The sequence below is a fragment of the Janthinobacterium sp. UMAB-60 genome, from assembly GCF_900095235.1.
Taxonomy (GTDB): Bacteria; Pseudomonadota; Gammaproteobacteria; order Burkholderiales; family Burkholderiaceae_D; genus Janthinobacterium.
This window is the reverse complement of record NZ_LT607487.1, coordinates 20,578-46,986: the sequence shown is the minus strand read 5'-3', so window position 1 is coordinate 46,986 and position 26,409 is coordinate 20,578. Positions and strand designations below refer to the sequence as shown.

Annotated in this window: 25 protein-coding genes and 1 tRNA gene; 14 read left to right on the top strand and 12 right to left on the bottom strand. The window is 63.4% G+C overall.

Features of this window, described 5'->3' with window-relative positions; genetic code table 11:
- Positions 1-28: 28 nt before the first annotated feature.
- Positions 29-1,525: an alginate export family protein gene (locus K0F86_RS11670; protein WP_219134551.1), complete on the bottom strand. Its 1,497-nt coding sequence runs from the start codon at positions 1,523-1,525 to the stop codon at positions 29-31.
- Between the two features lie 208 nt (positions 1,526-1,733).
- Between K0F86_RS11670 and K0F86_RS11665 the strand changes: the two genes are divergently transcribed.
- Together K0F86_RS11665 and K0F86_RS11660 are read left to right on the top strand one after the other, a co-directional pair.
- The gene (locus K0F86_RS11665) at positions 1,734-2,876 is read left to right on the top strand and encodes a sigma-54-dependent Fis family transcriptional regulator (protein ID WP_219134550.1); all 1,143 of its coding nucleotides are present in this window, start codon (positions 1,734-1,736) and stop codon (positions 2,874-2,876) included.
- Between the two features lie 143 nt (positions 2,877-3,019).
- Entirely contained in the window at positions 3,020-4,828 is a 1,809-nt protein-coding gene (locus K0F86_RS11660) for an NAD(P)/FAD-dependent oxidoreductase (protein WP_219134549.1), read from the top strand.
- A gap of 194 nt (positions 4,829-5,022) precedes the next feature.
- Here the strand turns inward: K0F86_RS11660 and K0F86_RS11655 are convergent, their stop codons facing one another.
- A complete protein-coding gene (locus tag K0F86_RS11655) occupies positions 5,023-5,589 on the bottom strand; it encodes a YceI family protein (protein WP_219134548.1) in 567 nt (188 codons plus the stop codon).
- Between the two features lie 26 nt (positions 5,590-5,615).
- On the opposite strand from K0F86_RS11655, the gene K0F86_RS11650 reads away from it, so the two are divergent.
- The 5 genes from K0F86_RS11650 to K0F86_RS11630 all read left to right on the top strand — a co-directional run bounded on the left by K0F86_RS11650 (position 5,616) and on the right by K0F86_RS11630 (position 9,185).
- The gene (locus tag K0F86_RS11650; protein WP_219134547.1) at positions 5,616-5,924 is read left to right on the top strand and encodes a hypothetical protein; all 309 of its coding nucleotides are present in this window, start codon (positions 5,616-5,618) and stop codon (positions 5,922-5,924) included.
- Between the two features lie 141 nt (positions 5,925-6,065).
- A complete protein-coding gene (locus tag K0F86_RS11645) occupies positions 6,066-6,512 on the top strand; it encodes a YbaN family protein (protein ID WP_257572109.1) in 447 nt (148 codons plus the stop codon).
- A 336-nt stretch (positions 6,513-6,848) separates the two neighbouring features.
- Positions 6,849-7,658, top strand: a complete 810-nt coding sequence (locus tag K0F86_RS11640) for a methionine ABC transporter ATP-binding protein (RefSeq protein WP_219134546.1) — start codon at positions 6,849-6,851, stop codon at positions 7,656-7,658.
- A complete protein-coding gene (locus K0F86_RS11635) occupies positions 7,651-8,325 on the top strand; it encodes a methionine ABC transporter permease (protein ID WP_071076516.1) in 675 nt (224 codons plus the stop codon). Before K0F86_RS11640 ends, K0F86_RS11635 begins: the two co-directional genes overlap by 8 nt.
- Positions 8,326-8,357: 32 nt before the next feature.
- Positions 8,358-9,185, top strand: coding sequence for a MetQ/NlpA family ABC transporter substrate-binding protein (locus K0F86_RS11630; RefSeq protein ID WP_219134545.1), 828 nt, complete (start codon positions 8,358-8,360; stop codon positions 9,183-9,185).
- An 81-nt stretch (positions 9,186-9,266) separates the two neighbouring features.
- On the opposite strand, the gene K0F86_RS11625 is transcribed toward K0F86_RS11630, so the two are convergent.
- Both K0F86_RS11625 and K0F86_RS11620 read right to left on the bottom strand, forming a co-directional pair.
- Positions 9,267-9,884: an OmpW family protein gene (locus K0F86_RS11625; RefSeq protein WP_219134544.1), complete on the bottom strand. Its 618-nt coding sequence runs from the start codon at positions 9,882-9,884 to the stop codon at positions 9,267-9,269.
- Between the two features lie 149 nt (positions 9,885-10,033).
- Positions 10,034-10,930, bottom strand: a complete 897-nt coding sequence (locus tag K0F86_RS11620; RefSeq protein ID WP_219134543.1) for a LysR family transcriptional regulator — start codon at positions 10,928-10,930, stop codon at positions 10,034-10,036.
- 242 nt (positions 10,931-11,172) lie between these two features.
- Between K0F86_RS11620 and fur the strand changes: the two genes are divergently transcribed.
- The 7 genes from fur to K0F86_RS11585 all read left to right on the top strand — a co-directional run bounded on the left by fur (position 11,173) and on the right by K0F86_RS11585 (position 15,880).
- Positions 11,173-11,613 carry a ferric iron uptake transcriptional regulator gene (gene fur / locus K0F86_RS11615; RefSeq protein ID WP_219134542.1) on the top strand — a complete coding sequence of 147 codons (441 nt, stop codon included), beginning with the start codon at positions 11,173-11,175 and terminating at the stop codon, positions 11,611-11,613.
- 74 nt (positions 11,614-11,687) lie between these two features.
- Positions 11,688-12,053: a MerR family transcriptional regulator gene (locus K0F86_RS11610; RefSeq protein ID WP_219134541.1), complete on the top strand. Its 366-nt coding sequence runs from the start codon at positions 11,688-11,690 to the stop codon at positions 12,051-12,053.
- A 59-nt stretch (positions 12,054-12,112) separates the two neighbouring features.
- The gene (locus K0F86_RS11605) at positions 12,113-12,703 is read left to right on the top strand and encodes an NAD(P)H-dependent oxidoreductase (RefSeq protein ID WP_219134540.1); all 591 of its coding nucleotides are present in this window, start codon (positions 12,113-12,115) and stop codon (positions 12,701-12,703) included.
- A 180-nt stretch (positions 12,704-12,883) separates the two neighbouring features.
- On the top strand, positions 12,884-14,092 hold the full coding sequence (locus K0F86_RS11600; RefSeq protein ID WP_219134539.1) for a SpoIIE family protein phosphatase: 1,209 nt from the start codon (positions 12,884-12,886) through the stop codon (positions 14,090-14,092).
- 65 nt (positions 14,093-14,157) lie between these two features.
- On the top strand, positions 14,158-14,715 hold the full coding sequence (locus tag K0F86_RS11595) for a SiaB family protein kinase (protein WP_071076508.1): 558 nt from the start codon (positions 14,158-14,160) through the stop codon (positions 14,713-14,715).
- Between the two features lie 22 nt (positions 14,716-14,737).
- On the top strand, positions 14,738-15,136 hold the full coding sequence (locus K0F86_RS11590) for a DUF1987 domain-containing protein (protein WP_219134538.1): 399 nt from the start codon (positions 14,738-14,740) through the stop codon (positions 15,134-15,136).
- A 3-nt stretch (positions 15,137-15,139) separates the two neighbouring features.
- Positions 15,140-15,880: a GGDEF domain-containing protein gene (locus K0F86_RS11585; protein WP_219134537.1), complete on the top strand. Its 741-nt coding sequence runs from the start codon at positions 15,140-15,142 to the stop codon at positions 15,878-15,880.
- Between the two features lie 14 nt (positions 15,881-15,894).
- Here K0F86_RS11585 and K0F86_RS11580 read toward each other — a convergent pair whose 3' ends face one another.
- The 8 genes from K0F86_RS11580 to fdnG form a co-directional block, all read right to left on the bottom strand.
- Entirely contained in the window at positions 15,895-16,608 is a 714-nt protein-coding gene (locus K0F86_RS11580) for an ABC transporter substrate-binding protein (RefSeq protein ID WP_257572107.1), read from the bottom strand.
- 155 nt (positions 16,609-16,763) lie between these two features.
- Positions 16,764-16,859 (bottom strand) — tRNA-Sec (locus K0F86_RS11575).
- Between the two features lie 19 nt (positions 16,860-16,878).
- Positions 16,879-18,834, bottom strand: a complete 1,956-nt coding sequence (gene selB, locus K0F86_RS11570) for a selenocysteine-specific translation elongation factor (RefSeq protein WP_219134536.1) — start codon at positions 18,832-18,834, stop codon at positions 16,879-16,881.
- The gene (selA, locus tag K0F86_RS11565) at positions 18,831-20,240 is read right to left on the bottom strand and encodes an L-seryl-tRNA(Sec) selenium transferase (protein ID WP_219134535.1); all 1,410 of its coding nucleotides are present in this window, start codon (positions 20,238-20,240) and stop codon (positions 18,831-18,833) included. Before selA ends, selB begins: the two co-directional genes overlap by 4 nt.
- A complete protein-coding gene (gene fdhE / locus K0F86_RS11560; RefSeq protein WP_219134534.1) occupies positions 20,237-21,292 on the bottom strand; it encodes a formate dehydrogenase accessory protein FdhE in 1,056 nt (351 codons plus the stop codon). Before fdhE ends, selA begins: the two co-directional genes overlap by 4 nt.
- A gap of 185 nt (positions 21,293-21,477) precedes the next feature.
- Positions 21,478-22,149: a formate dehydrogenase subunit gamma gene (locus tag K0F86_RS11555; RefSeq protein ID WP_219134533.1), complete on the bottom strand. Its 672-nt coding sequence runs from the start codon at positions 22,147-22,149 to the stop codon at positions 21,478-21,480.
- Complete coding sequence (fdxH, locus tag K0F86_RS11550) at positions 22,139-23,059, bottom strand: formate dehydrogenase subunit beta (protein WP_141170026.1); 921 nt, start codon at positions 23,057-23,059, stop codon at positions 22,139-22,141. Before fdxH ends, K0F86_RS11555 begins: the two co-directional genes overlap by 11 nt.
- Before the next feature lie 13 nt (positions 23,060-23,072).
- On the bottom strand, positions 23,073-26,144 hold the full coding sequence (gene fdnG / locus K0F86_RS11545; protein WP_219134532.1) for a formate dehydrogenase-N subunit alpha: 3,072 nt from the start codon (positions 26,142-26,144) through the stop codon (positions 23,073-23,075).
- Between the last annotated feature and the right edge of the window lie 265 nt (positions 26,145-26,409).

The following is a 26,409-nucleotide window of genomic DNA, read 5'->3' as shown; positions in this document are numbered from 1 at the left end:
TCTCCTTGATAAACAGAATACAGAATACTTAATAGACCCACACGACGTTCGCCAGCCAGCCCGTCCACGTTTTGGCCTGCCCATTCACCAGCTGGTTGACGCCCGACTGCGCGAACGAGGCGCTGAAACCCAGGGTCAGATAGGTATTCGGGTTCACCACGCGCACATACTTGACGAAGACATCGTTGGCCAGCATCGGGCGCAGCACGCCGGCGATCACCACGGGCGCGTCGCCCGGCACGTCGAGGCGCGTGGCCTGGCCGAACTGCAGCGGGCTGCCCATCTGGTTGGCTCGCACCTGGGCCAGGTAGGCGGTCACGGTGTCTTTCGGCGTCGGGTGCAGCTCGATGGTGGCCTGCAGCGCATTCACGTTGGCATTCACGAAAACCCAGGTCGCCTTGCTGCCTGAAGCCCAGGCGCCCGGCGTGCCTTCGAAGAACAGCGGGTCGAAGCGCTCGTTGCGCGCCGTGTGCGGATCGTCGCCGGAAAAACTCTGGTAGCCAAGGGTGAACTTCGGTGTCCAGGCCACGTCGGGCAGCGAAAAGCCCCCTTCCGTGCGCCAGCCCCAGCCCCGCATCGGCTCGCGCGTATTCCACTCGCGCGCCGCGTCGACGCCGAACCAGCCTTTCGACAGCACGGTGGGCAGCACGGGAACGCGCGCGTAGCCATACACGAACTGCAGATCCTTGCGGCCATCGGGCACGGCCAGCGGCGCGCCGATGCCGTCTGGCGCCGCCTGCGGATACGCGGCATGCGAACGCGGCACCTTGCCATACGCGATGCCGGCCTTGCGGTCGTTCGCGGGCGCGTAGCTGACATCGACGCCGACGACGCGCGTGCCGCTATCGTTGTCGGGGTTTTCATTCGGGTCGAGGTAAAACGCCTGGGCGCTGAACGCGTCCTGGCTTATCTTGGCCACCACGGAATTCTGGAACGCCTTGCGCGGCCCCAGTTTCAGCGCGCCCCGGTCAAAGCCGTTCGAGCCGCCATTGGCGATCAGCATGCCGGTGCCCAGCGTGAAATTCTGCGCGCCGGCCGACAGGTCGAGCATGGCGCGCGTGCCGCCGAGCGGCATGCGGATGCCGGCGACGAACTCCTCGATCGAGATGCGGCCCGTGTCGCCCGCGCCGAACGGATCGTGGCGCAAGGTGCCCGAGCCGACGGCGGACGCGCGCGCATACAGCTGCGTGCCATCGCCCAGGTTGCGCTTGAAACCGAGCGCCGGCTTGACATAGAACTCGTACCAGTAGGGTTTGAAATCGAAATCGGGATTGCGCGCCGGCGTATTCGACAGCTTCCAGAACAGATTGCTCTCGCCCGCCACCTGCACGCCCGCTTCCACGGAACGCGTCATGTGCCAGTCGGCGACGATGGCCGGTTCGACGGCAGCGCGCCGGGCCACTTCTTTTTCCATGCTGCTCTGGCCATCGGGATCGAGCTGGCCGGCGGCGCCGCAGGCGGCGCTCCAGCCCAGCAGGGCCAGGACGAGTGCGTGGCGCACCGGGAACATCGCTTGCGTTGCCATAGATATCCCTTGCGCTAACTGACTGTCAATTTGAGCGGATGTTATCAGAGATGCTCTTTTTTATTGTTGTAAAGCATCCTATTGTGCGGGACCAGGGGCTGAGACGATCGTCTCACGCGCGCGCCATGCTGCAGCGCAGGATGCGCCATCCCCGCCGTCATGCTACAAACAGACAACCATACAAAATATCGAGACACCGGAGAGCGCCATGCCCTACGTCCGCCAGACCAGCCATATCGACCGCGTGCGCGACCTGATCGCCGGCCGTATCGTCAATCCGGGGGCCGATACGGCCAGGCTGGCGTCGTCGTACCGGCGCTCGCTGGACGACTACCGGCTCGACCCCGCCTCCACCACGGGGCCGCGCATCCTCACGGGCGCCGAACTGCGCGCCATCCAGCAGTCCGAGGAAAATTTTCTGCGCTCCACGGGCCAGTGCCTGCCGCGCCTGCACGCCATGGTGCGCGAAGCGGGCTACTGCGTCATCCTGGCCAATGCACGCGGCGTGACGATCGATTACGTGGTCGACACGCACCAGCGCAAGGATTTCAAGAAGGCGGGCCTGTACCCCGGTTCTTGCTGGTCGGAGGAAGAGGAAGGCACCTGCGGCATCGCCTCCGTGCTGCTCGACCAGGAAGCCATCACCGTGCACAAGAGCGACCATTTCCGCGCCGCCTTCACGGGCCTGACGTGCAGCGCCGCACCGATTTTTTCACCGCACGGCGACTTGATCGGCGTGCTCGATGCGTCGGCATTGAACTCGCCCGACGCGCGCGACAGCCAGCGCCTGGTGAAACAACTGGTGCGCCAGGGCGCCACGCTGATCGAGGACGGCTTTTTTCTCAAGTCCTACAGCCATTGCTGCATCCTGCTGGCGCACCGCAACCGCCACTTCGTGGAAGTGCAGCCGGAGATGCTGCTCGCCATCGATGAACATGGCGACATCGTCGCCGCCAACGGCTGCGCGCGCGACATCATCGGAGGTCTCGACACCCTGCCGCGCCCCGTCACCGAGGTGCTGGAAGTGCGCGCCGAGCGGCTGTTCGATGCGCGCGCGGGACACAATCTGCTGTCGCTGCGCCTGGCTGGCGGCAGCACCTGGCTGCACGCCCGCGTGCGCGCGCCGCTGCGCCAGGCCAGCGCGCGGGCACGCGTCAAGAGCGCCGCCCCCGTGGCGCACGACGTGCTGGCCTGCACGCCGCCGGAGCTGGCCGAGCGCACGCGCATCGTCAACGCCATGAACGCCGCCAAGTGGCGCCCGCTGCAGGCGGCGGCCATGCTGGGCGTCTCGCGCGCCACCCTGTACCGGCGCCTCAAGCAGCTGCACATCGTGCCGCCGCACCGCCAGTAAGGCATCCGGCAAGCTGAGATTTTCGTCTCAATCGCCGCCATGCTGCGCTGCGAGATGCAGGGCCGGAACGCCAGTGTTACAACATCATCAGCGGCAACACAGCCGCATCCCATCATAAAGTCAGCAGACTTGGAGGAGACACGATGCAAACCGAAATCAACCCGCACGACCAGGCCGTGGCCGGCATCCTGGAGCAGCTAGAAGGCTGTCTTCGCGCCAGCGACGGCACGGGCGCCGCGCAGCTGTTCGAACCGGACGGCTACTGGCGCGACCTGGTGCTGTTTACCTGGAACCTGAAAACCCTGGAAGGCCGCGGGCAGATCGCCGCCATGCTGGCCGCCCAACTGGGCGCCGTGCAGCCCGTTTCCATCCGCATCGCCGACGGCGAACATGCGGTGGAAACGGACGGCGTGCTGCAAAGCTGGATCACGGTGGAAACGAAGGTGGCGCGCGGCGTGGGCTTCATCCGCATCCGCGACGGCAAGATCTGGACCCTGCTCACCACCATGAGCGAATTGAAGGGTTTTGAGGAAGCCAAGGGCGGCCGGCGGCCCATGGGCGCGGAACACGGCGCGCGCACGGACCGCAGCAGCTGGCTGGAACAGCGCGAACAGGAAGCGGCCGAACTGGGCTACGCGCGCCAGCCCTATTGCGTCATCATCGGCGGCGGCCAGGGCGGCATCGCGCTGGGCGCGCGGCTGCGCCAGCTCAACGTCCCCACCATCATCATCGAGAAAAACGCCCGTCCCGGCGACAGCTGGCGCAAGCGCTACAAGTCCTTGTGCCTGCACGACCCGGTCTGGTACGACCACATGCCGTATATTCCTTTCCCGGACAACTGGCCCGTCTTCACACCGAAGGACAAGGTCGGCGACTGGCTGGAAATGTACACCAAGGTGATGGAGCTCAATTACTGGGGTTCGACGTCATGCGAGTCGGCCAGCTTCGACGAGGCTGCGGGCGAGTGGACGGTGCAGGTGCTGCGCGACGGCCAGCCCGTCACCCTGAAACCGAAACAGCTGGTGCTGGCCACGGGCATGTCGGGCAAGGCGAACCTGCCAAAGTTCAAGGGCATGGACGTGTTCCAGGGCGAGCAGCAGCACTCGTCGCAGCATCCGGGGCCGGACGCCTATGCGGGCAAGAAAGTGGTGGTGGTCGGCGCGAACAATTCCGCGCACGATATCTGCGCCGCCCTGTGGGAAGCGGGCGTGGACGTGACCATGGTGCAGCGCTCGTCGACGCACATCGTCAAGTCCGATTCCTTGATGGACCTGGCCTTGGGCGACCTGTATTCGGAACGGGCGCTGGCGGCCGGCATGACCACAAACAAGGCCGACCTGACGTTCGCCTCGATCCCGTATAAAATCCTGGCCGACTTCCAGAGGCCCGTCTTCAAGGCCATCCGCGAGCGCGATGCGGATTTTTACCAGCGCCTGGAAGAACGGGGTTTCATGCTCGATTTCGGCGACGACGATTCGGGCCTGTTCATGAAATACCTGCGCCGCGGCTCCGGCTACTACATCGACGTGGGCGCCTCGGAACTGGTCGCCGACGGCAAGATCAAGCTGAAAAGCGGGGTCGGCGTGCAGGAACTGAAAAGCCACTCCATCGTGCTGTCCGACGGCACGGAGCTGCCGGCCGACCTGGTGGTGTACGCCACCGGCTACGGCTCCATGAATGGCTGGGCGGCGGACCTGATCTCGCCCGAGGTGGCGAATAAAGTGGGCAAGGTGTGGGGCCTCGGTTCCGCCACGACGAAGGACCCGGGCCCGTGGGAGGGAGAACAGCGCAATATGTGGAAACCCACGCAGCAGCAAGCCTTGTGGTTCCACGGCGGTAACCTGCACCAGTCGCGCCACTATTCGCAGTACCTGTCGCTGCAGCTGAAGGCGCGCATGGAAGGGTTGAACACGCCCGTGTATGGGCAGCAGGAGGTGCATCACCTGGCGTAAAGGTGATGCACCCCGCGTAGGTCGGATGAGCGGCATGCCGCGTAATCCGACACATTGTTGGCGGCTCATGTCGGATTACGCGCGGCTTTGCCGCACTAATCCGACCTACCGCCACCCCAAAAAAAATGGCGGCGGACCGAAGTCCGCCGCCATTTTTACGTTGCAGCGAAAATGTGGGGCCAGACCCCAGCAGTTTATTGCTTGATCGCTTCGATGGCGAAAGTCAACGTCACATCATCGCTGACGGCTGGCGCATATTTGCCGGCGTTGAATTCCGAGCGCTTGATCTTGGCCGTGGCGTTGGCGCCGCAGGCGTCTTTCTTCAGCATCGGGTGCGGTGCGCAATTGAACGAGGTGACGGTCAGTGTCACTGGCTTGGTCACGCCTTTCAGGGTCAGGTTGCCATCGACCGAGGCCAGCTTGTCGCCGTCGAAATTGAACCTGGTCGATTTGTACGTGGCGACCGGATACTTGGCCGTGTCGAGGAAGTCTTCGCCCTGGATGTGCGAGTTGAACAGGGTCGAACCCGTATCGACGGACTTGGTGTCGATCAGCACTTCAACGGCGCCCGTCTTGGCGGCGCGGTCCAGCGTGACCTTGCCGGTGGTGTTGTTGAAACGGCTTTGCTGCGTCGAGAAACCCATGTGGGTGTACTCGAAACGGGGGAAAGTGTGGCTGCCATCGATGACATAGACTTCAGGCGCGGCAACGGCGGACAGCGAGAAGCCGGCGGCGGCGATAAAAGCGAGCAGTTTTTTCATTGTAGGTTCCTGATAGAAAGTGGAGGATGTCAAAACCGCAAGCAGCTGCAGGCGAACGACGCATGCGGCTGATTGTCTGGCTTCAGTTACAACAGATTATGCATGGCATGAAGATCGATGTAAAACGCAAATTATACCTAGTTAGCATCGATAAAATCGATAATAACAACGATGATGTCCACGACAGCGCCTTCTGCTGCCGATTATTGTCTGCATTGCCAAAAATATCCAGCGTTATCCGGCGCCTTAGCACGCATCAAATGAGAATGATTCTTGTTATTATTCTGCAGGGTGGTTATTATCACGGCCTTGGCGCGCATGCAGCGTCGCCTTGATTCCTCCATAATAGAGCCAAACCCAGAGCAGAAAAACATGACGGCCACCCGCCACACCCGCCACGATATGCGCACCTTGAACGCCCATCCTGCCGCCTCCCCGCTCCGCAGCCAGGGCCTGACCGCCGGCGCCTTCGCCTGATGCGGGAGCCGCACGCCCGGATGCCGCTGCGCGAAGCGCACGGCGCGCGCCTGCGCCGCTGGGCCTGGACGGCCGCCGGCGCGCTGATGGTGCTGCTGGGGATCATCGGCGCCATGCTGCCCGTCATGCCGACGACGATTTTCCTGATCCTCGCCCTGGCCTGCTTCAGCCGCGCCTCGCCGCGCCTCGAACACTGGCTGCTGCAGCATCCGCGCTTCGGCCCGCCGCTGCGCCAGTGGCGCGAACACCGCGCCGTCTCGCGGCGCGGCAAGGCCATGGCTTGCCTGGGCATGGCCATCGGCTTTGTCGCCATGTGCCTGGGCCATCCGCCATGGTGGGTCATCGCCATGGTGGGCGCCATGGAAATCGCCGTCCTCGTCTACCTGTTGCGCCGTCCCGAAGGGCCTGCCGCCAGCGGAGCAGAATCTGCCCGCGAAGAGCCATAAGGCAGGCAGCAAACGACCGTGCCTGCGTCGAAAAAACGCCAAGTCAGCCGAACTTCACACAAAAACACCATGAGGCGTCCGCAGGGCACGTCGAACTTTTCACCAAGATGCGGCTCTGCCACGCCCATCGACGCGATTAAATTCGGCAAGAACGCCGCTTTTCCGCTTTTTCAACTTGAAAACCGGCGCATAGACATTATTTGCATATTCAAAGCAAGATTCTGTCGTAGGAGTAATAACACGATCGGAGGTATACTACGCAACCGACGTAGCAGGCCGGGCGATTTGGCCCCTGCAAGCAAGCCTGTCACGGTCCAATAAAAAAGGAAACACTGCATGACCACACCACACCGTACGCCGGTGATTCGCATCGATGGCGCCAACAAGACCTTCGCGCTGCCCAAGGGCGAACAATTCCACGCGGTCAAATCGGTCACGCTGGAAGTCTATCCCGGTGATATTTTCGGCCTGATCGGCAAGAGCGGCGCCGGCAAATCCACCTTGCTGCGCCTGATTAACCTGCTTGAGCGTCCCGACAGTGGCACCATTACCGTGGCCGGGCGCGAACTGACCCGCCTGGGCAAGAGCGCATTGCGCGACGCGCGCCAGAACATCGGCATGATTTTCCAGCAATTCAACCTGCTGCAAAACGCCAGCGTCTTCGACAATGTCGCCTTCCCCCTGAAAATCCATGGCACCACCAAGGGCGAGCAGATCGCCGCCCGCGTCGAGGAATGCCTGGCGCTCGTCGGCCTGTCCGACAAGCTGCACAGCTATCCGGCGCAACTGTCGGGCGGGCAGAAGCAGCGCGTGGCGATTGCCCGCGCCCTGGCCAGCCACCCCGACGTGCTGCTGTGCGACGAGCCGACGTCCGCGCTGGACGCGGAAACGACGCGCGCCCTGCTCGACACCCTGCGCGACATCAATGCGCGCCTCGGCGTGACCATCGTCATCGTCAGCCATGAGCTGTCGGTGCTGGGCGCCATCTGCAACCGCGTCGCCGTCGTGGAAAACGGCGCCATCGCCGAACAATTCGATTTGAGCGACACGGCCACCCCGCGCAAGACGGCGCTGGGACGCGAACTGGCGTATTACGGCACCGAGGCGTTTGAAGCCACCGCATGGAAGGATGCAACACATGTTTGAAGAATCGATCAATAACGTCGTCAACCTGCTGCCGGAAATCTCGGTGGCGCTGGGCCAGACCATGACGATGCTGGGCATCGGATTGAGCGCCGCCATCCTGATCGGCGGCCCGCTGGGCATTGTGCTGTTCCTCGTCTCGGAAGGCCAGTCGCTGGAAAACCGTCCGCTGTCGATGATCCTCGGCTGGCTGGTGAATACCGTGCGCAGCTTCCCGTTCATTATCTTGCTGGTCGCCCTGACGCCGTTTACACGCATCATCGCGGGCACCTCGATCGGCCCGCTGGCAGCTGCCGTGCCGCTGTCGTTCGCCGCCATTCCCTACCTGGCGCGCCTGGTGGAACAGAACCTGCGCGAAGTGCCGCGCGGCGTGATCGAGGCGGCGCACGCCATGGGCGCGTCGGAAATGCAGATCATCTTCCGCGTGCTGCTGGTGGAAGCGCGCTCCGGCCTGGTGCTGGCCCTGACCGTGCTGTCGATCAGCTTCCTGTCGTATTCGGCCGTGGCCGGCGTGGTGGGCGGCGGCGGCATCGGCGACCTGGCCATCCGCTACGGCTACTACCGCTTCGAGACGGACATCATGGTCGTCACCGTGGCCATCCTGATCGTGCTGGTGCAAACCATCCAGTTCGCCGGCACGCGCATCGCCAAGCGCCTCGACAAACGTTAATTCATATTCAGTATTTCAGTACAAGGAAAAGCATGAACCATCTTCGCCGCAATCTGCTCCTGGCCGCCGCCAGCCTGGCATTCGCCACCGCCGCCCACGCCAAGGACCCGAAAGAACTCGTCATCGGCACCAGCTCCGGCCCGTATTCGGACCAGCTGAAGCTGGGCATCAAGCCCATCCTGGAAAAACAGGGCTACAAGGTCAGGATCGTCGAATTCAACGACTACGTGCAGCCGAACTACGCGCTGGCCGAAGGCTCGCTGGACGCCAACGTGTTCCAGCACATCGTGTATCTGACGAAGTTCGCCACCGATAACAGGCTGCCGCTGAGCTCATTGATCACCGTGCCGACCATGCCGATCGGCCTGTACGGCGGCAAGCAAAAAACCCTGGCGGAAGTCAGGAACGGCGCCACCATCACCATGCCGAACGACCCGACCAACCAGGCGCGCGCGCTGGTGATGCTGGCCAAGATGGGCTGGATCAAGCTGAAACCGAACGTCGATCCGCTGCGAGCTTCCGAGCGCGACGTGCTGGACAACCCGAAGAAGCTCAAACTGGTGCCGCTGGAAGCGGCGCAGCTGCCGCGTTCGCTGGCGGACGCCGACTACGCCTTTGTGAACGGTAACTTCGCCCTGGCCGCCGGCATGAAGCTGACGTCGGCCCTTAGCGTGGAAAAGATCTCGGACAGCTACATCAACCTGGTCGCCATCCGCACGGCCGACAAGGCCAAGCCATGGGTCAAGGACCTGGAAGCGGCCTACCGCTCGCGCGCCTTCCTCGACGCGACGAACAAATACCTGGCCGGCTACGAAAAGACGGACTACCAGCTGGCGCTGGAAAAGACGCTGAAAAAATAAACGGCGTGCACCAAACGTAAAAAGGACGGCGAAGCCGTCCTTTTTTATTGTCCGCGCCGCGCGGGCGCTGTCATGCCATGCTTAGAAGCGGTAGCCCACGCCCACGCCGATCAGGACAGGATCGATCTTGACTTCGCTGGCCTTGGCCGAACCGACGAAGACGTCGCTGCGGATCTGTACTTTTTTGATGTCGAAGTTCAGCGACCAGTTTTTGTCCAGCTTGTAGTCGACGCCAGCTTGCAGCGCGAAGCCCCAGCTGTCATGCTCCAGGCGGCCAGCGCCATTCAGCAGTTTCACGCTCGAAATATTCGTATAGTTCACGCCTGCACCCACGTATGGGCTGAACTGTTTTTCCGGCATGAAGTGGTATTGCAGCGACAAGGTCGGCGGCAAATGCTTGAACGTGCCGATATTTTGGCCACCCAGGGTGACGTCATGCTTTTGCGGATACGTCAGGATCAGCTCGGCAGCGATATTGGGGGTAAAGAAATACGAAATATCGATTTCAGGAATCGTCTTGCTGCTGACATGGATCGTGTCCGATGCGCCAGCGCCGAAGAGCGGCGTGGATTTGTTGGCCGGATCGATATGCACGGCACGCGCACGCACCAGCCATGGGCTTTCCTGCGCCATTGCATTGCCGGCGAATGCGCCGATGGCGGCCAAAACGATTGCTGCTGCAGTTGCGGACTTCTTCATTCTAGTTCCCTCTTTTTGTCGTTAAGTAACGCTGCGAAGTCTAAGAGTGCAGTGCAACAAAAACTTTGATCCACATCAAATAGTGCTAGATGGCATCACTAGAGGGATTTTTTTCTTTGCCCAGGTCAAGAAAATGCGGCATCGCAAAATTAAACCACCTCGGCAAACAGGCTGGCGAGCCAGTCGGCAAACACGCGCACACGCGGCGACAATTGCCGCTGATGGGGATACAGCACGGACACGGGCAGCGGGTCGGGACGCCAGTCCCGCAGCACCTCCACCAGCTCGCCGGTGGCCAGCGCCCGCTCCAGGTGATAGCGCGGCGCCTGGATCAAGCCCAGGCCCGCGCGGCAGCAGGCGTGATACGCGTCGGCATTGTTGACGGACACCGTACCCGGCAAGGCCACGCTGTGGCGCTGTCCCGCCACATTGAAATCGAAGGGCCAGACCTTGCCCGTCTGGGCGGAAAAGAAATTCACGGCGCGGTGGCCATCGAGCTGCGCCAGGCTCTGCGGCGTGCCGTGCGCGGCCAGGTAGGCGGGGCTGGCGCAGGTCAGCTGCTCCAGCAACGCCAGCCGGCGCGCCACCATCGACGAGTCGCTCAGTTCACCCACGCGCAGCACGCAGTCGACGCCTTCGCGCACCAGGTCGACGAGGCGGTCGCCCATGCCGATTTCCAGTTCGATCAAGGGATAGCGGGCGCAGAACCGGTCCAGCACGGGCAGGACGAAATGCATGGCCAGGGTCGCGTGCAGGTCGATGCGCAGCTTGCCGGCCGGCTGCTGCATCGCCGAAGAAAACACGGCTTCCGTTTCTTCCAGGTCCGCCAACAGGCGCACGCAGCGCTGGTAATACGCCTCGCCATCGGGCGTGGGCGTCACTTGCCGCGTGGTCCGCTGCAGCAGCCGCACGCGCAGCCGCGCTTCGAGTTGCTTGATCGCATGCGTGACCGTCGCCTTCGGATAGCCGAGGTCATGCGCCGCTTGCGTGAAACTGCGCAGCTCGACGATGCGCGTAAAGATGCGCATCGCATCGAATCGATCCATGCCCCTGCTCCATTGTTATTCCGTGCTGCACAGTGTAGCGATATCGGCCTTGGTTTTGCAATTCCAGCGCAAGATGCGTGCAACGCAATCGGAGCTTGCGCCGATGTCACTGGTTGCCAGGCCAGCTAGCCAGCATAATATTTCCAGTTCGCACATGCGAATGGTAATGATTATCATTTGCGATATAATGCAGGTTCACGCTTAAGCGCTCGCTCAGGCGATCATAAAAAGGAATGGGAGACATGGATATATTGAGGGAACTGCGTGAATCGGGCTTGAAAGTGACCATCCCCCGCTTGCGGATTCTGCAGCTGTTTCAAGAAGGCGGCATCAAGCACCTGAGTGCGGACGATGTGTACAAACTCTTGCTGGCTGAAAAGATCGACGTGGGCCTGGCCACCATCTACCGCGTGCTGATGCAGTTTGCCGAAGCGGGCATTTTGTTTCGCCGGCATTTCGAATCGGGCCATGCCGTCTTCGAACTGAATGAAGGCCAGCACCACGACCACCTGGTCTGCACGGGTTGCGGCAAGGTCGATGAATTCGTCGATGAAGGCATCGAACTGCGCCAGAATGAAATCGCCACCGAGCGGGGCTTCGTGCTGCACGAGCACGCGCTGTCGCTGTACGGCATCTGCGCCGACTGCACGGCGAAGAAAGTCCCGCCGCGCAAAGCCTCCTGAGGCAGCGCGCAAGGTAGCGCCTGGCAAGCCACCTGCGCTACACTGCGTGCGCCGCAGCTCAACTAGGGACAAGCATGTACATCGGAGAAATCGCCCGCCTGGCGGGCACCTCGCCCAAGGCCTTGCGCCACTATGAAACGCTGGGCTTGCTGGGCGACGTGCGCCGCTCGGGCGCCTACCGCGTCTACACGCAGCAAGATCTGGCGCAAGTCAGACTGATACGCCAGGCGCAGGCGCTGGGCTTCCGTCTGGCCGAACTGTTGCCCATCCTGGCCGGCGACGACACGGACTGGGCCGCCCTGTCGCGGCACATCGCCGCCAAGCGCGCACAGATACAGCAGGAGTTCGCCCGCCTGCGCCGGCTCGACGCGCAATTGGCCGACATCGACACGGAAATCGGCGACTGCCTGGCGCGCCAGCACCTTCCAGCGGCCGCTTGACTCTGCCCCCAGGGGCAGGCTTTAGCATGCAAGCTGTTCTTTAACGGAAAGCCTGCAGCATGAGCAACATTACACCAAAGCGCATTTTAATCCTCCTCGGCCACCCGTCCAGCGACAGTTTTTGCGCCGCCCTGGCCGAGGCCTATGCCGCCACAGCCCGCAGCGCGGGCCACAGCGTGCGCGAGCTGCGCCTGGGCCAGCTGGACTTCGACCAGAACCTGCATGAAGGCTACCGCCAGGTGCAGCCGCTGGAGCCGGACTTGCTGGCCGCACAGGAAGCCATCAGCTGGGCCGAACACCTGGTGTTCGCCTACCCGATCTGGTGGGGCGGCGCGCCGGCCCTGCTGAAAGGTTTTGTCGATCGCATCTTCCTGCCCGGCTTTGCCTTCAAGTATCGTCCGGGCAAGGCTTTCCCGGCGCAGCTGCTGAAGGGCCGCACGGCCCAGCTCCTGGTGACGATGGATACGCCGCCCTGGTATTTCCGCTGGGTCTACCACATGCCCGGCATCCACCAGCTGCGCAAGACGACGCTGGAATTTTGCGGCGTCAAGCCCGTCAAGGTGGCCAGCTTCGGCCCCATGATCGATTCCACCGCAGCGCAGCGCGCGCGTTGGCTGGAACAGGCACAGGCGCTGGCCCGGTGCCTGTAAGCCCGGCAACGGATTGCCATGCAGCCATCTTGCATACGGTTTTGACAAGCTGGTAATCAAGCCGTCACATTCCAGGGCTACCATGATGATATTGCCTGTTTGTCAGTCGCCTTGCCGTCGCGACAACAAGGGTCCGCTCGTCATGTAAAGGTAGCCGCTGTGGAGTTCAACGCTTCTCGATTGCATCTTCCCCGTTATCGCACCTCCGTGGCGTTCGACCTGTGCATTCCCACGGAATCGGTGCAGGCCGACGCCAGCAATTTCGCCGTGCTGGAACTGTTCACGGAACGGCGAGACATGATGAGCCTGCCCGTCACGGAGCAGCACAAGCCCATCGGCTTGATCAGCCGCAATATCTTCATGTCGCAGATGTCCAAGCCCTTTTATCACGAGGTGTACGGCAAGAAGAGCTGCATCGCCTTCATGGACAAGGAACCGCTGATCGTCGATGGCGCCATGAGCATCGAAGATCTCACCTTCCGCGCCGTGGAAGCGGGCGAAAAGGCGCTGGCCGACGGCTTCATCATCACGGAAGCTGGTGCGCTGGCCGGCGTGGGCTTCGGCTTGCAGCTGATGAACGTGGTGGCCACCATGCAGGCGGAAAAGAACCGGCAAATCATGCACAGCATCGATTACGCCAGCGTGATCCAGCGCGCCCGGCTGCGCACCTCCGATGCGGAATTGCGCGCCACCCTGCCCGACGCGCACCTGGAATGGCAGCCGCGCGACGTCGTCGGCGGCGATTTTTACTTCTTCGAGCGCCACGCGGGCGGCTGGTTCGCCGCCATCGCCGACTGCACCGGGCACGGCGTGCCGGGCGCCTTCATGACCCTGATCGCCTCGTCGGCCCTGAGCCAGGCCTTGCGCGAACTGGGACCGCGCGATCCGGCCGCCCTGATCGGCGCCGTCAGCCGCTCCATCAAGACCTTGCTGGGCCAGGACGGCGCCGCCAGCGGCCATCACGCCGGTTCGAACGACGGCATGGATTGCGCCTTCCTGTGTTACGACGATGCCAGCGCCAGCTTGCGTTTCGCGGGGGCGAAACTGGCGCTGTACGTGGTGGCGCCGGGCGAAGAGACCGTGCGCGCCATCGACGGCGCGCGCATGGGCGTGGGCTATGTCGACACGCCGCCCGGCTACTGCTGGCACAACGAGACGCTCGCCATACCCGCCGGCAGCCTGCTGTTCATCACGACCGACGGCTTGCTCGACCAGATCGGCGGCGCGCGCGACATCGCCTACGGCAAGCGGCGCATGCGCGAGCAACTGCTGGCGCAGCGCGACGCTCCCGCCGGCGACGTGGCGGCGGCGCTGCTGCAGGACAGCGCCGCCTGGCAAGGCAAGCAGCCACGCCGCGACGACCTGACCTTTTTCTGTTTCCGCCTGTAGTTTTGGCGCCATCGAACCACATTATCAACAAGAAACCGGGTCACCGGCTAGCCAGGAGCACGGACGTGCTGTACGAAGAATTCAACGAGTTTTGGGATGTGGCGCGCAAGCGCAACATCATCTTTTTTTACGTGGGCTATTTCTCGCAGCACGTGGTGAGCGCCATTTCCGAAACCATCAAGGCGCGCCTCGACACGGCCGGCGCGGCCGGACCCACGCGGCGGCGCATCTTTTCCTCGTTCATCGAAATGTCGCAAAACATCATGCACTATTCCGCCGACAGCCTGACGCCCGATGCGCAGCTGGACCAGCAGATGCGGCGCGGCTCGTTTTGCATCGGCACGCGCGGCGACAGCTTTTTCCTGCTGTGCGCCAACCCCGTCTCGACGGACAACGTGGCGCAGATCCGCGCCCGCCTGGAGCCGCTGCACACGATGACGATGGAAGAAATCCGCCTCGCCTACAAGAAGGCCCTGCGCGAGGAAGCGCCGGCCGACAGCAAGGGCGCGGGCCTGGGTTTTCTCACCATGGCGCGCGACGCCAGCGAGCCGCTGGAATTCGAATTCGTCCAGGACCCCCAAGAGCCGGGGCACACCATCTTCTGCATCAAAGCCATCATTTGAAAGAGCCGACTCAGGAAAGCATATGCAATTACCGTCACCACTGTTCATCGCCGCGACCCCGAGTTCGCCCGAAATCGACTTCCGTTTCGAGCAGCACACCCTGTCGATCAAGGGCGAGTCCTATCCGGAAAACGCGGCCGCCTTCTATGGCCCGCTGATCGCCACCGTGCGCGCCTACCTGGACGCCTGCCGCGAGAGCGCCATCACCGTCAACGTCTCGCTGGCCTACTTCAACAGCTCCAGCACGAAGATGCTGTTTACCCTATTCGACACCCTGAACCAGGCCGCCATCGACGGCAACCAGGTACGCCTGAACTGGTATCACGACGAAGACGACGACACCATCCTGGAGTTCGGCCAGGAGCTGCAGCAGGATTTCACGGCGCTCGATTTCCGCGACCACCCCGTGCGAGGCAGCTAGAGCATGCGCGCCGCCATCTCCGAGTCCGGCCTAGAACCCGACCTGTTCACCGTGGAAGCGGCGGCGCTGGCGGCCGCGCGGCGCATGCACGCCGACATTCACGCCAGCGGCGAGGCGCAGCGCCGCGTGCTCGGTGAACTGATCGTTCACTACGAGCGCCTGATGCGCGAGACGCGCCGGCTGATCGGCCGCAGCGACCGCGCCGAGCGCGACATGCATTTGCTGAACCGGCAATTGCAAACCCTGGCCGGCCAGCTCGAATACCGCGCCACGCACGACCCGCTGACGGGCGCCCTGAACCGCGGCGCCGTGATCGAGCATGCCTCGCGCTGCCTGGCGCAGGGCGACATGGCCCTGATCGTGCTCGACATCGACCTGTTCAAGCAGGTCAACGACGATTTCGGCCACCCGGCCGGCGACGGCGTGATCCAGGCCGTGGTCGACTGCCTGAAGGGATTATTGGGACAGGAGACGGCCATCGGCCGGGTCGGCGGTGAAGAGTTTTCCGTGGTCTGGCCCACCTCTTCGCGCGACGAGGCGGCGCAAATCGCGCAGCGCATCTGCGAAAGCGTCGGCCGCCAGCGCCATGCGGCGCCCATCACGCGCGCCATCACCGTCAGCGTGGGCCTGAGCTGGAACCGCGTCGGCACGCCGTTCGAGACGGCCTACAGCCATGCGGACCAGGCCCTGTACCAGGCCAAGCGCGAAGGACGCAACTGCGTGCGCCAGTGGCTGGAGAGCTGAATCAGCGCAGTGAATCAGCGATGATGCTCGCGCGCCATGCTGCCGTCGCGACGCATGGCGGCAGCGGCGCGCTGCATGGCAGCCACCTGCGCCTCGGGTACCTTGAGGTTACAGGCCAGGTAAGTCTGCACGCGATTAAAGGTCAGCAACGGCTCCACCTTGCCCTCCCACTCCTTGCCGGCAAACGGCTTGCTGCCCACCGCCATGCCCACGGCCCACAGGTCGATGCGCCCCAGCAGCAGCTTTTGCGGATTGAGCCACTCCTGCGTCACGGGCGCCACGTTCATGCCGTGCTGGCGCAGGTAGTCGTCGCGCGCGTCACCGAGCACCGTGCCGATCACCAGGCCGCGCGCATCGGCCAGGGTACGCAGCGTCAGATGCCGCTCGGCCAGGCCATACAGTATCCACTCCGCTTCGTTGAGGGGACCGATCCAGCGAAATTGTGCTTCGCGCTCTTGCGTGCGGCTGGTGGAAAAGATGCAGGTGTCGGCTTCGCGCAGCGCCTGCGCATACGCGCGCTTCCACGGCAGCAATTCAATACTGTAGGCGATGCCGGCGCGCGCCATGATGTCGCGCACCTTCGTCGTTTCACGTCCCACGACGACATTGCCTTCCATCATGCTCGATGGCGGCAAGTGCTCGCCGACGATGCGCAGACCAGCGGCCACGGCCAGCGCCGGCATCAGCAGCGCCACTGCCAGCAGCCGTGCCATGCTTGCTTGTTTCATGCTTGCTTTCATCTGCTACAGGGGATTTCCGCCGATGTTACCATCGGCCCGCGCCGGCATCGCCGCATATTATCAATTACACCATTTATTTTCTGCAACGTGACAACAGGTCAACGCCGGGACGATCGCCATGCAGGGAGAAAGGGAAGAATCACTGGCGGAAAACAGTAGGAGTCGAACCTACGGGAGAACGTCTGACGCCCTCCACCGGGTTTGAAGCCCGGCCACATCACCGGATGAGTGTGCTTTCCGCGGTGCCTGAGCTAATACTTAGCTGTTGGGCAAGGCTGCCGTATAGGACCATAGCGCCTGCGGGCGCAATAGATGCCCATTGCCAACACGGCGAGTATAACCGACGCGGTCGAAGAACTCCAGAACCTGGATCGCCCGCTTGCGGCCCAGGCCGCTTGCGTCGCGAAAGGCGGCAGCGCTGACGGCGCCGGAACCGGGCGCCAGATTCTCGTCCAGCTCCGCTTTTTCGGTCAGAGTGCGCACCAACTGCGCCAACTCGGCCAGCGCCGCCTGGTGATAGAACAGGTCGTGCACGACCTGGCTGATCTGCCCTGCCTTGGCAAGTTTACGCAACAGCCGGCGCGCGTCATCCTCGGCCAGGCCGAAGTCACGCGCCAGGTCGCGCGTCCACGGCGGCTCGAAGCGCCCCTGCTGCAACGCTGCCAGCAAGGGTTCGGCGACCGCCTGCTCCTGCGGCGTCAATTCCACGCTGTGCGTCGGCAGATGCAGGCTGGCGCCGCGCGCCAGCACCTCGCCGCGCGCCAGCAAGCCTTCAACCAGGTGGCTCCACAAGGCGTCTTCCATCTCCGCATCGACGATGCGCTTCAGGCGCCACAGTTCCGGCCCCGCCTCGTCGGGCGCGCGCGCATGGAACACCGCCAGGGCGGCCAGCACGCGCTGTTCCAGCGCCACCTGCGCCGACGGCGCCAGCAGCAGGGCGTCGCCACCGCGCAGGGCGATGCGCCGCGTGTCGGCCGGCAGCGCGATGGCGTTCGCCGGCAGCAGCGACAGGCGCACCAGCAGCGACTCGCGCAAGCCCAGCGGGCTTTGCGCCAGCAAGGCAGCGATATCGCCGTGCGCCACAAAGGCGGCCAGCGCGTCCAGCCAGGCCAGCCTGGCCGGGCTGCGCCGCTTGCGCGCGGGGCCGAACGGATCGAGCACCATGCCGCCGCCCACCGTCTGCGTCGCTTGCGCATTGCGCACGACGAAGCGGTCGCCGGGCACGCCGTGCATGGGCGTCTCGAACACCAGCTGTACCCTGCCCGTCTGCCCCGGTGACAGGGTTTCGCCATCGAGCATGACGGCGCGCGCCAGCTGGTGCGCCGCGCCCAGGTGCACGTGCAGCGGCGACCAGGCTTTCAATTGCAGGCCGGCGTCGGGCAGCAGGGTCAGTTCCACGTCGAGGCGCTCGGAACACTGCGCCAGCTCGGGCGCGACGATCCAGTTGCCCCGCTCGATACGCTCGCGCTCGATGCCGGCCAGGTTCAGCGCCAGGCGCTGGCCCGCCATGCCCGTCTCGGCCGCGCGGTTTTGCGCATGGATGCTGCGCACGCGCGCTTGCGCGCCGCCGGGCGCCAGCTGCAGCATGTCACCAACCTGCGCGCGTCCCGCCAGCGCCGTGCCGGTGACGATGGTGCCCTGTCCCGACAAGGTGAACACGCGGTCCACGCCCAGGCGGAACAGGCGCCGCTCGTCGCGCTGCGGCAGGCTGCGCGCCACCTGCGTCAGGTGCGCCAGCAAGGCGGCCACGCCGGGATCGTTGTCGCGGCTGGCGGCCGTGGGGAAGATCGGGCTGCCCGCCAGCGGCGTGCCTTGCAGTAGCACCTCGATCTCAAGCTCCACCTGCGCCACGCGGGCGCTGTCGGCACGGTCGATCTTGGTCAGCGCCACGGCGCCCCGCGTCACGCCCAGCAGCTGCAAAATGGCCAGGTGCTCGTGCGTCTGCGGCATGATGCCGTCGTCGGCCGCCACCACCACCAGGGCGAAGTCGATGCCCGTCACGCCGGACGCCATGGTGCGGATGAATTTTTCATGGCCCGGCACGTCGATCACGCCCAGCACCGTGCCGTCGGCCAGCGGCAGGTAGGCATAACCGAGTTCAATCGAAATGCCGCGCGCCTGTTCTTCCTTCAGGCGGTCCGTGTGCACGCCCGTCAGCGCGCGCGTGAGCGTCGTCTTGCCATGGTCGATATGGCCTGCGGTGCCGACGATCATGCGGACAACTCGGCGAGCTGCGCGATGAAGGCCGTCTCGTGCGCCGCTTCCAGGCAGCGCAGGTCCAGCCACAGAGTGTCCTGGCCGATGCGGCCGATCACGGGACACGGCAAGGCGCGCAGGCGCTGCTCCAGCGTTCCCAGGGGATTGCTCAGGCGCGAAGCGGGCGCGCTGCGGACGGCCAGGCCAAAACTGGGCAGCTGGTCGACGGGCAAGGCGCCGCTGCCGATCTGGCTTTTCATCGCTTCGGCCGTCACCACGTAAGCGGCGCCCAGCGCGCCTTGCAGCAGCGGCAGCAGGGTTTGCGCCTGCGCGCGCATGGCGGCCGCGGGGCGCGTCAGCAGGCGCAAGGTGGTCAGGCGTTCGGCCAGCAAGTCCGGCGCGCGGTACAGCTGCAGCACCGGGGCCAATGCCGCCAGGGTCAGCTTGCCGACCCGCAGCGCGCGTTTCAGGGGGTTGCGCTTGATCTTCGCGATCAAATCGGCGCGCCCGACGATGACGCCGCATTGCGGGCCACCCAGCAATTTATCGCCGCTGAAGGTCACCAGGTCGGCGCCCGCCGCGATGGTTTCGCGCACCGTCGTTTCATGTGGCAAGCCATACTGCGCCAGGTCGACCAGGGTACCGCTGCCCAGATCCACGGCCGTCGGCACGCCATGTTTTGCCGCCAGCGGCGCGAGTTCATCGAGTTCCACGCTTTTGGTGAAACCGGTAATGGCGTAATTGCTGCAATGGACCTTCATCAAGAGGGCCGTGTCTTCATTCACGCCATTCGCGTAATCGGCCAGGTGCGTGCGGTTGGTGCTGCCCACTTCGCGCAGCACGGCGCCCGCGCGCGTCATCACGTCGGGAATGCGGAAGGCGCCGCCGATTTCCACCAGCTCGCCGCGCGAAACGATCACCTCTTTATTCTGCGCCAGGGTATTCAACATCAGCAGCACGGCGGCCGCGTTGTTGTTGACGATGGTGGCAGCTTCGGCGCCCGTCAGTTCGCGCAGCAGTTCCTCGACCAGGTCGTCGCGGTCGCCCCGCTTGCCCGTTTCCAGGTCGAATTCCAGGTTCATCGGCCACTGCAGCGCTTCCACCACGGCTTGCACGGCGGCGTCGGGCAGCAAGGCCCGGCCCAGGTTCGTGTGCAACACGGTGCCCGTCAGGTTGAACACGGCGCGCAGCCGCGGGCGCGACTGCGCCTGCAGCCGCTCGCCCATGTGCGCGACGATGGCGGCGCTCGATGCGCCCTCTTCGCACACGGCGCCCGCCAGCATGGCGGTGCGCAGTTCGGCCAGCACGGCGCGCGCGCAGGCCAGGGTCTGCACGCGGCCGTAGTGCGCTATCAGGGCCAGGCAAGCCGCGTCGCCCAGGATGCGGTCCACCGACGGCAGGCGCACGGTTTGCCCCGTCGTCATGCTGGCGGGCCCTCGCCGCTGTCGTTTTTCCCCAGCCACAGCAGCGGATTGCCGCTGGCGCGCTGGTAGCCCGCTTCGCCCACCAGCAGGTCGAGCATCAGGCTGGCCAGGTCGTCGGCCAGCGGTTCGACGTTGTAATCGTGTTCCTGGTTGAAGACTTTTCGATAGGTATGGCAATCGTCGCAGGTTTCCGCGCGCGCCACCTTTTTCGGATCGTTGGCCTTGTTGGGCAATTTGTCGTCCTTCGCCGCCACGGGGTCGAACGGCTTTGCGTCGGCCGCGTCCAGGCCCTGGTAGGCGATCTTGCCATTCTGTTCGCAGGTCGAGCACTTCACGCGCACCATATGCCATTCGCTTTCGCAAATGCCGCAGTGCAGATAGCGGTAACCCTGCGACTGGCCACCGATGCGGATCACGCTGGCGACGGGGTGCGAACCGCAGACGGGGCACAGGGTGCCCGTTTCCAGGTCCGGCACGCGCGCGGCGCGCAATTCACTGGCCGACACCGACCATAAAATCTGCAGCGCGGCGGCGACGAACGGCGCGTGCATGGGATTGAGGTTGTCGCCGTTTTCATCGAGCACGGCATCAGCGCAGGCGTCCAGCGCTGGCGCGTCGAGCGCGCGCAGCTGGGCCAGCACCTGGGTCAGGCCGCCCGACAATGCCGGCTGGCTGGCCGCCGTGGCGGCCAATTCATCGAGCAGGCTGGCAAAGATGTCGCGCCACACGGGCGGACGGGCGCCATTCACGGGCAACACGGGCATGCGGTGCTGCATCGCACGGCGCAGCGCGTCGGGGTCGGCGGCGGGCACGGCGCCGGGCGCCAGTTTTCCCACCACGGCGGCCTGCGCGTCGGCCAGCGCGGCCATCAGCACCAGGTAACCCTGCATGCCCGCGTCGACGGGGATGCCCTTGATATTGCCTTGCGCCAGCTCGCGCAAGCGCAAGGCGCGCGCCTTGAACAGACTGTCAGGCTGCGGCAGCAGCAGGCGCGGAATCGCGTTGTGGTCCAGGCCTTCGATTTCGCCTGGCTGAAGAATGCGTTGTACCAATGGAGTTTTCCCATCAAAAAAAGCAAGGCAGAGCCAGCGGAGTTGGCTGTGCTGTAAAAGTATTTTAATCGATAAAAAGAAAGGGGCCAGTCCTGGGGGACTGGCCCTGGCTGTCGCTGGCAGAGAAAAACGCCGGCGGCGGAGCATGTCGGCTTACGCGAAGCTAAGCCGACCTACCCTTCTGCCTACTTTTCCGTATGACGGATCACCGCTTCAAACCACTTCGGATGGTGCTTGCGCGCCCAGCCGTAGGTGACGGTGCCGCGCACCATGGCGCCGATCGAGCCCTTGACCCAGATCGCCGCGTAGATGTGCACGATGATGGCGCAGATGATGGCAAACGCACAACCGGCATGCAGCAAGGCGGCAAAGCGCACCACGTCGATCGGGAAATAGAACGCGAAATACGCGCGCCAGATCACGATGCCCGACAGCAGCAAGCCGATCATGCTGGCCAGCAGCGCGAAGAACAGGATCTTCTGGCCGGCATTGTATTTGCCGATCTTCGGCAGCTTGTCTTCGCGGTTGTTGAGCACGTCATCCATCTGTTTCAGCCACTGCTTGTCGCCGTCCTCGAACTTGTTGTGGTGCCAGAAGCGCACCACCAGGATCGCGAACGAGACAAACATCACCAGGCCGGCAAACGGATGCAGGATGCGCGTCCATTGCCCGCCGCCGAACAGGTTCGCCAGCCACGCCATCGAAGGATGGAACATGGCCAGGCCGGACAGCGCCAGCATGACGAAGGTGATAGCGGTCACCCAGTGATTCGTGCGCTCGTTCGGGTTGTAGCGTTCGATCAAGGGATTGCCATCCTTGTCGCGCAGCTTGCCATCGTGAAGGTCACTATGCTTCATGCTGTTCCTCCCGGATGCGCTTGGCCTCTTCCAAGGCTTCGTGCTCTTCGTCCTTGCTCACTTCGTTCGGACCGACACGCGTGTAATGGAAGAAGCCTGCCAGTGCCGTGGCAGCCATGCCGGCCACCGCCAGCGGCTTGGACCAGCCCTTCCAGAAGCCTACCATCGGGCTGATGCGCGGGCGTTCCGGCAAGTTCGAATACAGCTTCGGCTTGTCGGCATGGTGCAGCACGTACATCACGTGCGTGCCGCCCACGCCCAGCGGATCGTACAGGCCCGCGTTCTCGAAACCGCGCGACTTCAGGTCGACGATGCGTTCTTCCGCATGCACCTTCATGTCTTCCTTGGTGCCGAAGAGAATGGCGCCCGTCGGGCAGGTTTTCACGCAGGCCGGTTCCTGGCCCACGGCCACGCGGTCCGAGCACAAGGTGCACTTGTAGGCGCGGTCGTCCTTTTTCGAAATGCGGGGCACGTCGAAAGGACAGCCGGCCACGCAGTAGCCGCAGCCGATGCAGTTTTCCTGGTGGAAATCCACGATGCCGTTCGTGTACTGCACGATGGCGCCCGGCGCCGGACAGGCTTTCAAACAGCCCGGGTCCTCGCAGTGCATGCAGCCATCCTTGCGGATCAGCCACTCGAGGTTGCCGTCGTTGTCTTCGTGTTCGGCAAAACGCATCACCGTCCACGATTGCGGCGTCAAGTCCGTCGGATTGTCATAGGTGCCATGGTTTTCACCGACTTCGTCGCGCAAGTCGTTCCATTCCATGCACGCCGTCTGGCAAGCCTTGCAGCCGATGCATTTCGACACATCGATCAGCTTGGCCACGGTGCCCGTCACCGGGCTGCGCGCTTGCGGCGGCGTCACCGTGGTCGCCGACAGGCGCCGGATATCTAAGGATTGCAGTGCCATTATTGAGCTCCCATCATGCTTTTTCCACCTTCACCAGGAAGGACTTGAATTCCGGCGTTTGCGAATTCGCATCCCCCACGCCCGGTGTCAGGGTATTGATCAGATACCCCGGCTTGGCCACGCCCGTAAAGCCCCAGTGCAGCGGCAGGCCCACGGTATGCACCTGCTTGCCCTCGATCATCAACGCCTTGATGCGCTTGGTGACCACGGCCTTGGCGATGATGTGCCCCCGTTTGGAACTGACGCGCACTTCACCACCGGCAACGACGCCGATGCTCTTGGCCAGTTCTTCGCCGATTTCGACGAATTGCTGCGGCTGGATGATGGCATTCAGGCGCGCATGCTTGGTCCAGTAATGGAAATGCTCGGTCAGGCGGTAGCTGGTTGCCACATGCGGATATTCCTCATGCGTGCCGAACATTTTCCGATCATCGGCGAACACGCGCGCGGCCGGATTGCTGGTCGCCTGCGGGTTTTTCGGATGCATGGGGTTGTAGCCCAGCGGATTTTCGAACGGCTCGTAATGCTCGGGGAACGGTCCTTCGGCCATGGCGCCGCGCGCAAAGAAGCGCGCCACGCCCTCGCCCAGCATGATGAACGGACCCATGCCGTTTTCCGGCGGTTCGTCGACCTTGAAGTCGGGAATATCGGCCCCGCTCCAATTGGTGCCATTCCACTCGATCAGCTTGCGCGTCGGATCGAAAGGCTTGCCCTTCAAGTCGCATGAAGCGCGGTTGTACAGCACGCGGCGGTTCGCCGGCCACGCCCAGGCCCAGCCCAGGGTCTGGCCGATGCCGGTCGGGTCGCTATTGTCGCGCCGTCCCATCTGGTTGCCCGCCTGTGTCCAGCTGCCGGCGAAGATCCAGCAACCGCTGGTCGTCGTGCCGTCGTCGCGCAATTGCGCAAACGAGGCCAGCTGCTCGCCCTTTTTCACCAGCAGCTTGGTCGCGTCCTTCGGATCGTACAAGTCGGCCAGCGCCTTGCCGTTGAATTCGCGGGCGATTTCTTCCGGCTGCGGGTTCTCCGGCTGCGCATAATTCCACGTCAGGTTGAGTATAGGATCGGGGAACTTGCCGCCCTCTTTCTTGTACATGCTGCGCATGCGCAAGAACAGGCCCGACATGATTTCCAGGTCGCTGCGCGCCTGGCCCGGCGGTTCGGCCGCCTGCCAGTGCCACTGCAGCACGCGCGAAGAGCTCACCAGCGAACCGCGTTCTTCGGCGAAGCAGCTGGTCGGCAAGCGGAACACTTCCGTCATGATCTTGGTGGGATCGACTTCATGGTATTGCCCGTGCGGCTTCCAGAATTCGCCCGTTTCCACGGCCAGCGGGTCCATGATGACAAGGAACTTCAGCTTCGACAGCGCTTCCGTGACCTTCTGCTTGTTCGGCGCGGACGCCAGCACATTGAAGCCCTGGCAGATATAGCCCGTCATCTTGCCTTGGTGCATGTTCTCGATGGCTTGCATCAAGTCATACGGCTTGTCGAGTTTCGGCAGGTAATCGAAGGCGTAATTGTTCTCGGCCGTGGCGAAATCACCCCACCACGTCTTCATGAAGCTGACGTGGAACTTGCGGTAATTGCTCCAGTAGCTGAGCTGGTTCGGCCGCAGCGGCTTGGTGGCGCGCGCAGCGATATACGCATCGAAATCCTGCTCGGCCTCGTTCGGCAGGGTCATATAACCTGGCAACAGGTTCGACATCAGGCCCAGATCGGTCAAGCCCTGGATGTTCGAGTGGCCGCGCAAGGCGTTCATGCCGCCGCCCGCGATCCCCATATTACCCAACAGCAACTGCACCATGGCGCCCGTGCGAATGGTTTGCGCGCCCGTCGAGTGGTGCGTCCAGCCCAGCGCGTACAGGATGGTGCCGGCGCGTCCCGGCACGGCGGTCGAAGCCAGGGCTTCCGCCACCTTGTGGAACTTGTCGGGCGACACGCCGCACGTCCGTTCGACCATCTCGGTCGTGTAACGTGAGTAGTGCTTCTTCATCATCTGGTAGACGCAGCGCGGGTGTTCCAGGGTCGGGTCGACCTTGGCATAGCCGTCGTCGCCGATCTCGTAATCCCAGGTGGCCTTGTCGGTGTACTTGCCTTTTTCTTTGTCGAAACCCGAGAACAGGCCATCCTCGAACGCATAGTCTTCGCGCACGATGAAGGGCATGTCCGTGTAGTTGCGCACGTACTCATGCTGGATCTTGTCGTTCGTCAGCAGATAATTGATGATCGCGCCGAGGAAGACGATGTCCGTGCCGGTACGCGTGGCGCAGTAGTAATCCGCCACGGATGCGGTACGGGTAAAACGCGGATCGACAACGATCAGCTTGGCCTTGTTATGCGCCTTCGCTTCCGTGACCCATTTGAATCCGCAAGGATGTGCTTCTGCTGCATTGCCGCCCATGACCAGGATCACATCGGCATTCTTGATATCGACCCAATGATTCGTCATCGCGCCACGGCCAAACGTCGGGGCAAGACCTGCCACCGTCGGTCCGTGTCATACACGCGCCTGATTATCAAAGGTCAGCATTCCCATGCTGCGCACTGTCTTGTGGGTCAGGTAACCGACCTCGTTGCTGCCGGCGGACGCGGCCAGCATGCCGGTGGAGAGCCAGCGGTTGACGGTCTTGCCGTCGGCATTCTTTTCGATCAGGTTGGCATCGCGGTCATCCTTCATCAGGCGCGCGATCTTGTCGAGCGCCACATCCCAGGAGATCGGTTGCCATTCCGTGCCACCCGGCGCGCGGTATTCGGGCACTTTCAGGCGGTTCGGGCTGTGGATGAAGTCGACCAGGCTGGCGCCTTTCGGGCACAGGGTGCCGCGGTTCACCGGATGGTCGGCATCGCCTTCCACGTGGATGATGCTGGAGACGGCATTTTTCGCGCCGTCGCCCAGACCATACAGCAGGACGCCACATCCTACCGAACAGTAAGGACAGGTATTGCGTGTCTCGGTGGTGCGAGACAGCTTGTATTGCCGCACTTCCGCCATCGCCTGGCCCGGTGCGAAACCGAGCAGGGCGAGGCTGGAACCAGCAATGGTCGCGCCAGTTACCCGAAGGAACTGGCGCCTGGACATCTGAACCATATTCAGGCCTCTATGATGTGAGTAAATAAAAAGTCATACGGCGTCGTGGTAGTGTCATATCACCAAGATATAAGCACCATGCCTGTGCCGTATGACAGTATTTTACCCCTCAAACCTCATCAAGGCTCAGTCCGCCGGAGAAAATTGCACATAGTCAACATTATTTGAGCGGTACCGAATAGTTCCTCTAAACAATGCCAGCCTGCCCGACGCAGCTCCCGCCATGAAAAACCCGCTCGCAAGCGGGTTTTTCATGGGCGAGACC